Genomic DNA, 6,685 nt, shown 5'->3' with positions numbered 1-6,685 from the left:
CACCCCGGGAAACTGCCCCCGGCTGCTGACTGCGATGTTGTCCCCGGACGACCCGACCTACCGGGAAATCGCAGGGAAGTTGGGAATCTCACAGGGAAGTCTGGGGCCGATGCGTTCCCGTTGCCTGGGATGCCTGCGCAGAATGCTGGCGGCAGAGGTTGCGGCTCCTGAACCTGGGGGAAAGGAGCGGTAGACAACCGGCGGACAGGTGAGCGGGAGGCATGCGCACATGGGCATGAGCGTGACCATCTCAGCGGCAGGGGCACAGGACGCGGAGCAGATCCTCAAGCTGCAGTATCTGTGCTACCAGAGCGAGGCCGAGCTGTACGGCGACTACGGAATCGAGCCCCTCACCCAGTCCCTGGACGACCTGAGGGCCGAAATAGCCCAGGGGCACGCGCTGGTGGCCAGGCTCGGCGACGAGGTGGTCGCCTCCGTGCGCGGCAGCGTCGACGAGGGCGGCACGGCCCGGATCGCCAAGCTGATCGTGCACCCCCGGATGCAGCGCCACGGTCTGGGCGGCCGGCTGCTCGACGCGATCGAGAAGCGTTTTTCGGGCGAAGACGCAGCCAAGCGCTTCCAGCTCTTCACCGGCCACCGCAGCGAGAGCAATCTGCGGCTGTACCGCAGCCGCGGCTATCTGCAGGTCTCCAGCGAACAGGTCGGCCCGCGGCTGACGCTGCTCACGCTGGAGAAGGAGGCCGTGGCGCGCGACTTCGCCGCTAGCGCGTAGCGGCGATCAGGCGGCGGGCTGCGCCACGTCTGTACGGGAGCGGCGCAGCCAGAGCATTCCGGTGACCGGCAGCAGCACCGGGATGAAGATGTAGCCCATGCCGTACGCCGACCAGACCGTCGAGTCCGGGAAGGCGGAAGGCTCCACCACCGTCCAGGTGCCCACGATCAGGACGCCCGCGAGCTCGGCGGCGCAGCACACCAGCGCCGCCCTGCGGGCCGTCTCGCCGCCCCGGACCAGCGTGTACGTGATGAAGGCGTACACCACGGCCGCCACCGCGGACAGGGAGTAGGCGAGCGGGGCCCGGTCGTACTCGGTCGCGATCTGGTAGATCGAGCGCGAGACCGCGCCGACCGACATCACCCCGTACAGCCAGACCAGCAGCATTCCGGGGCCCTTCACGAGCCGCGTCCGCGGCCCGGTCTCCTCGGTGTCCGTGTCGGTCGCGGTCATCGTCAGCCCACCGTCCAGATGTCGAAGAGACGCACTTCGAGGACCGCGAGCACCACCGCGCCCGCGGCCACCGTCGCCGAGCCCCAGCGGCTGCGCTCCGCCAGCGACATGAAGCCCGCCGCCGGGACCGCGCACAGCGCGCCCAGCAGATACGCCACGAAGATCGCCGTGCCCTCCTCGGCCGCCTGGCCGCGCGCCAGCTGCACGACGCCGACCACCAGTTGGCCGAGGGCGAGGACCGTCACCACCGCCATGCCGATGAAATGCCAGTCCTTGGTCGGCTGGTCGCGGTACGCGGCGAAGCCGCACCAGGCGGCGAGGGCGAGCGCGGCCGCGGAGACCGCGACCGTCAGGGCGTCGAGCATGCGCCCGAGGGTATTACGCGGCGAGCCGCCCGATGCGCCCGGCCCCCGGCGCACCCGCCGGCCGTGGCCTTGGCCACACCGAGCCCCCGCGGGCGGCGCCCGGCACGCACCCCCGCACCCACTCCCCGGGCCGTATCCCCGCAGGCCGGACAGGGCCACGGCGGTCACGGACGACGGACCCCGCCTCCCGTTCCTGTCCGCATAGCGTCTCGACGATGTCCGCTATTCGGACACCCCGGTTCGATCGACAGGCACGTCTGTTTTACTTGCAGCCATGACCACGACGAGCGAACGCACCCTTGCGACCGAGGCGAACATGACGCCCGGTGCTCGTTGTATGTGTCGAATGTGCGCCAACTGAGGGCCCCCGCCTGAGACTCGCGCCCCGAAGCGAGCCCCGACGGCCGAGCCGATCCATGTGCTCACCAGCACCCGATCGTCGCTGCCCCGCGCACCCCTGCGCCTGACTGTCCGATCTTCTTCGAATGCCCCGTGCCCGGCGGACCCCGCGCCGCGCACTCGACAGTGACGGAAACCCCTGTGATCACCACTTCGGGCCTGACCAAGGTCTACGAGTCGCGAGGCCGCCAGGTCACCGCTCTGGACGGCGTCGACCTCCACGTCCGCGAAGGCGAGGTCTTCGGCGTGATCGGCCAGAGCGGCGCCGGAAAGTCCTCGCTGATCCGCTGCGTCAACCTCCTGGAGCGCCCCACCTCCGGCACCGTGACCGTCGACGGAGTCGACCTCACCGCCCTCGCCGGCCGCGGCAAGCGCGCCGGGGCCGACCTGCGCCGGGCGCGTACCCGCATCGGCATGGTCTTCCAGCACTTCAACCTGCTGTCCTCCCGCACGGTGAAGGACAACATCGAGCTGCCGCTGGAGATCCTCGGCGTCTCCAGCGCCGAGCGCGGGCGTCGCGCCCTGGAGCTGCTCGACCTGGTCGGCCTCGCCGACAAGGCGAAGGCCTATCCCGGCCAGCTCTCCGGCGGCCAGAAGCAGCGCGTCGGCATCGCCCGCGCCCTGGCCGGCAACCCCAAGGTCCTGCTCTCCGACGAGGCCACCAGCGCCCTCGACCCGGAGACCACCCGTTCCATCCTCCAGCTGCTGCGCGACCTCAACCGGCAGCTCGGCCTGACCGTTCTGCTCATCACGCACGAGATGGAGGTCGTCAAGACGATCTGCGACTCCGCCGCGCTGATGCAGAAGGGCCGGATCGTCGAGTCCGGCACCGTGAACGAACTGCTCGCCACGCCCGGCTCCGAGCTGGCCGCCGAGCTCTTCCCGCTCACCGGCGCCGCCACCGGCTTCGACCGGACCGTCGTCGACGTCACCTTCCACGGCGAGGCCGCGAGCCGGCCGGTGATCTCGCAGCTCTCCCGTACGTACAACATCGACATCTCGATCCTCGGGGCGGCGATGGACACCGTCGCCGGCAAGCAGATCGGCCGCATGCGGATCGAACTGCCCGGACGGTACGAGGAGAACGTCGTCCCGGTCGGCTTCCTGCGCGAGCAGGGCCTCCAGGTCGACGTGGTCGACGCCGAGGACGCCGACGACGCAGTCGCGATCCCCGCACAGAACCCCGCGCTGGTGAAGGACGGTGCCCAGTGACCTGGTCGGAAATGCAGCCGCTGCTCGAGCAGGGCACGATCGACACCCTCTACATGGTGCTGTGGGCCACGGTCGTCTCCGTGCTCGGCGGACTGCCGCTCGGCATCCTCCTGGTCCTCACCGACAAGGGCGGCCTGCTGCAGAACGCTGTGGTCAACAAGGCCGTCGGCGTGATCGTGAACATCGGCCGCTCGCTGCCGTTCATCATCCTGCTGATCGCCCTGATCCCCTTCACCACCTTCGTCGTCGGCACCTTCATCGGTCCGACCGCGATGATCGTGCCGCTCGCCATCGGCGCCATCCCCTTCTTCGCGCGTCTCGTCGAGACCGCGATCCGCGAGGTCGACCACGGACTGGTCGAAGCCGTCCAGTCCATGGGCGGCTCGGTGCCCACGATCATCCGCAAGGTGCTGCTCCCGCAGGCCCTGCCCTCCCTCGTCTCCGCCGTCACCACCACCGTGATCGTCCTCGTCGGCTACTCGGCGATGGCCGGCGCGGTCGGCGGCGAAGGCCTCGGCTCCAAGGCCATCACGTACGGATACCAGCGCTTCGACACCCAGTTCATGCTGGTCACCGTCGTCGTCCTGATCGCGATCGTGACCGTGGTCCAGCTCGTGGGAGACGGCGCCGTCCGCCTCCTCGCCCGCCGCGGCCGTACCGCCTAGGCCCCGGAACGCTCCACCCCACAGCCCGCACTCGTCGTGCTCGGGCGAAGTCCGCACCACCAGAAAGAGGCACTCTTCGTGCGTAAGAACATCAAGCTCACCGCTGCTGCCGCCGCGACCGCCGCATTCGCCCTGGGCCTCACCGCCTGCGGCACCTCTTCCGACCCGGCCGCCAAGGGCGAGGGCGGGAAGGCCGACGCGTCCAAGCCGCTCGTCGTCGCCGCGTCCCCGACGCCGCACGCCGACATCCTGAACTTCGTCAAGGACAAGCTCGCCGCGAAGGCCGGCCTGAAGCTGGAGGTGAAGGAGTTCACCGACTACGTCCTGCCGAACACCGCCACCGAGTCCGGCCAGGTCGACGCCAACTACTTCCAGCACAAGCCGTACCTCGACGACTTCAACAAGAAGAACAACACCCACATCGTCCCGGTGGTCAACGTCCACCTGGAGCCCCTCGGCCTCTACTCCAAGAAGGTCAAGGACCTCAAGGACATCAAGCCCGGTCAGACCGTGGCCGTCCCCAACGACACCACCAACGAGGGCCGCGCGCTCCAGCTGCTCGCCGAGAACGGTCTGATCACCCTCAAGGACGGCGTCGGCACCAACGCCAAGCTCTCCGACATCACCGACAAGAAGGGCCTGGAGTTCAAGGAGCTGGAGGCCGCCACCGTGCCCCGCGCCCTGAACGACGTCGACGCCGCGGTCATCAACGGCAACTACGCCATCGAGGCCAAGCTCTCGCCGGCCAAGGACGCCATCGCCGTGGAGAAGGCGGAGGGCAACCCGTACGCCAACTTCCTCGCCGTCAAGAAGGGCAACGAGAAGGACGCCCGGGTCGCCAAGCTCGTCGAGCTCCTCAACTCGCCCGAGGTGAAGAAGTACATCGAGGACACCTACAACGGTTCGGTCATCCCGGCCTTCGGCGCCGTGAAGTAACACCGGGTCATATGCGACGTGCCGTCAGACGGCGCGCGCAGTAATGTCCTTGTGACGAAGGCCCCGCGCATCCCGTCCGGTGTGCGGGGCCTTCGCCGTGTCCCACCGCACGACCGACCCGGCCATGCGCACCGGCGGCCCCATGCTGCATGCTGTGCGTTCACGGTCTCTTCCGACGCTTCTCGGCATGGAGCTGCGCATGACTACCACCTTTCCGGACATCTCCATCAGCACGGATCGGCTGGTGCTGCGCCCGTACGAAGACGCCGACGTCCCCGCGTTCGTGGAGATGATGAACGACGAACTCGTCACCGCCTGGACCTCCGTTCCGCACCCGTACACCCGCTCCGACGCCGAGGACTGGGTGCGCAGGATCGCTCCTGCAGAGCGAACCGAAGGACGCGGCATCGTCTTCGCCGTCACCGAGTTCCTGACGCAGCGTCTGGTCGGCACGGTCCACCTCCACCACACCAACTGGCGCACCAGCTCCACCGAGGTCGCCTACGTCACCGCCCCCTGGGCCCGCGGCGAGGGCTACGCCACCGAGTCCGTTCTCGCCGTCGCCCAGTGGCTGTTCCGCGACCGCGGCTTCGAACGCCTGGAGCTGCGCACCGCCGCCGACAACACCGCCTCCCAGCAGGTTGCCCAGAAGATCGGCTGCATCAGCGAGGGCGTCCTGCGCAACGCCTGGATAGTGCGCCACCAGACCGAGACCGGCAGGTGGACCGACGCCAGGACCGACCTGATCATCTGGAGCCTGCTCCCCGAGGACCTCGAGGGCGTCGCGGACCAGATGGCCGACGCCGGATACACCTCCTTCGCCGACTGGAGCTGATCCCGGGTACCCTCACGAGGGCCTGTCTTCCGGATCAGGCCGGGCTCGCGGGGCCTGGCACGCACGCTCCCGGCGTTGTCGTCGGTCGCCATGGCTCCGCCGTTGTCTTCCTCCTCCGCCTCGGGATCGCACGCACCAGACCCCGCTCGCTGATCCGGCCTGACCCGGAAGGCAGGCCCTCCCCCGACCAGCCACGACCTCAGGAGACACGCGACGATGGCCGACCGTGTCACGGTGATCGGCTGGGACGGATCTCCCCTCACCGCGGCCGCCCGGTCCGCGCTCTCGGCCGCGACGCTGGTGGCCGGGGCCGCGCACCACCTCGCCCTGCCCGAGGTGCCGCCCGGCGCCGAGCGCATCCGCCTCGGCAGCGTCGACCTCGCCGCCCGCCGGATCGCCCAGCACCGCGGCACCGCCGTCGTCCTCGCCGACGGCGACCCCGGCTTCTTCGGCGTCGTCCGCACCCTGCGCGCCCCCGAGCACGGCCTGGAGGTCGAGGTCGTCCCGGCCGTCTCCTCCGTCGCCGCCGCCTTCGCCCGCGCCGGCATGCCCTGGGACGACGCCCAGATCGTCGTGGCCCACCAGCGCACCCTGCGCCGCGCCGTGAACGTCTGCCGCGCCCACCCCAAGGTCGCCGTCCTCACTTCGCCCGGCGCCGGCCCCGCCGAACTCGCCCTCCTCCTCGACGGCGTCCACCGCACCTTCGTCATCTGCGAGGAACTGGGCACCGACCGTGAACAGGTCACCGTCCTCACCTCCGACAAGGCCGCCGACCACGTCTGGCGCGACCCCAACGTCGTCATCGTCATCGGCGGCGGCGCCCCGTCCGGCTGGGGGCACCCCCACGCCGGAGGCGTCGGGGGAGGCTGGCTGATGGGTCACGACACCCCCGCCGTACGCGACTGGGTGCTCCCCACCGAGGAGTACGCGGACGAGGCCGGGGCCGGCGAGGGCCCGGCCCTGCGCGCCGCCCAGCTCGCTCGGCTCGGCCCCCGCGTCGGCGACCTCGTCTGGGACATCGGCAGCGGCAGCGGCGCGCTCGCCGTGGAGGCCGCCCGGTTCGGCGCGGCCGTCATCGCCGTCGACG

Annotated in this window: 8 protein-coding genes and 1 pseudogene; 7 read left to right on the top strand and 2 right to left on the bottom strand. The window is 70.1% G+C overall.

Going from position 1 to position 6,685, the window contains the following annotated elements:
* Positions 1-193: pseudogene (locus VIU94_RS27850) on the top strand (sigma-70 family RNA polymerase sigma factor); the annotation flags it as partial.
* A 36-nt stretch (positions 194-229) separates the two neighbouring features.
* Positions 230-733, top strand: coding sequence for a GNAT family N-acetyltransferase (locus VIU94_RS27845; RefSeq protein WP_331915290.1), 504 nt, complete (start codon positions 230-232; stop codon positions 731-733).
* 6 nt (positions 734-739) lie between these two features.
* Here VIU94_RS27845 and VIU94_RS27840 read toward each other — a convergent pair whose 3' ends face one another.
* Together VIU94_RS27840 and VIU94_RS27835 are read right to left on the bottom strand one after the other, a co-directional pair.
* A complete protein-coding gene (locus tag VIU94_RS27840; protein ID WP_331915286.1) occupies positions 740-1,186 on the bottom strand; it encodes a hypothetical protein in 447 nt (148 codons plus the stop codon).
* A 2-nt stretch (positions 1,187-1,188) separates the two neighbouring features.
* A complete protein-coding gene (locus tag VIU94_RS27835) occupies positions 1,189-1,551 on the bottom strand; it encodes a hypothetical protein (RefSeq protein WP_331915284.1) in 363 nt (120 codons plus the stop codon).
* A gap of 540 nt (positions 1,552-2,091) precedes the next feature.
* On the opposite strand from VIU94_RS27835, the gene VIU94_RS27830 reads away from it, so the two are divergent.
* The 5 genes from VIU94_RS27830 to cbiE form a co-directional block, all read left to right on the top strand.
* A complete protein-coding gene (locus tag VIU94_RS27830; RefSeq protein ID WP_331915282.1) occupies positions 2,092-3,162 on the top strand; it encodes a methionine ABC transporter ATP-binding protein in 1,071 nt (356 codons plus the stop codon).
* Positions 3,159-3,827: a methionine ABC transporter permease gene (locus VIU94_RS27825; RefSeq protein WP_331915280.1), complete on the top strand. Its 669-nt coding sequence runs from the start codon at positions 3,159-3,161 to the stop codon at positions 3,825-3,827. Before VIU94_RS27830 ends, VIU94_RS27825 begins: the two co-directional genes overlap by 4 nt.
* Before the next feature lie 78 nt (positions 3,828-3,905).
* Positions 3,906-4,763, top strand: coding sequence for a MetQ/NlpA family ABC transporter substrate-binding protein (locus VIU94_RS27820; RefSeq protein ID WP_331915278.1), 858 nt, complete (start codon positions 3,906-3,908; stop codon positions 4,761-4,763).
* Between the two features lie 199 nt (positions 4,764-4,962).
* On the top strand, positions 4,963-5,598 hold the full coding sequence (locus VIU94_RS27815; protein ID WP_331915276.1) for a GNAT family N-acetyltransferase: 636 nt from the start codon (positions 4,963-4,965) through the stop codon (positions 5,596-5,598).
* A gap of 216 nt (positions 5,599-5,814) precedes the next feature.
* Positions 5,815-6,685: precorrin-6y C5,15-methyltransferase (decarboxylating) subunit CbiE (gene cbiE / locus VIU94_RS27810; RefSeq protein WP_331915274.1), on the top strand; the 871-nt coding region annotated here is incomplete at its 3' end.

Source organism: Streptomyces sp. (assembly GCF_036566765.1).
Classification (GTDB): domain Bacteria; phylum Actinomycetota; class Actinomycetes; order Streptomycetales; family Streptomycetaceae; genus Streptomyces.
This window is presented reverse-complemented; position numbering and strand designations above follow the sequence as displayed.

Excerpts from the sequence above, each read along its gene's own strand:
- VIU94_RS27845 (WP_331915290.1), top strand. The coding sequence starts at position 230 with ATGGGCATGAGCGTGACCATCTCAGCGGCAGGGGCACAGGACGCGGAG.
- VIU94_RS27840 (WP_331915286.1), bottom strand. The coding sequence starts at position 1,186 with ATGACCGCGACCGACACGGACACCGAGGAGACCGGGCCGCGGACGCGG.
- VIU94_RS27835 (WP_331915284.1), bottom strand. The coding sequence starts at position 1,551 with ATGCTCGACGCCCTGACGGTCGCGGTCTCCGCGGCCGCGCTCGCCCTC.
- VIU94_RS27815 (WP_331915276.1), top strand. The coding sequence starts at position 4,963 with ATGACTACCACCTTTCCGGACATCTCCATCAGCACGGATCGGCTGGTG.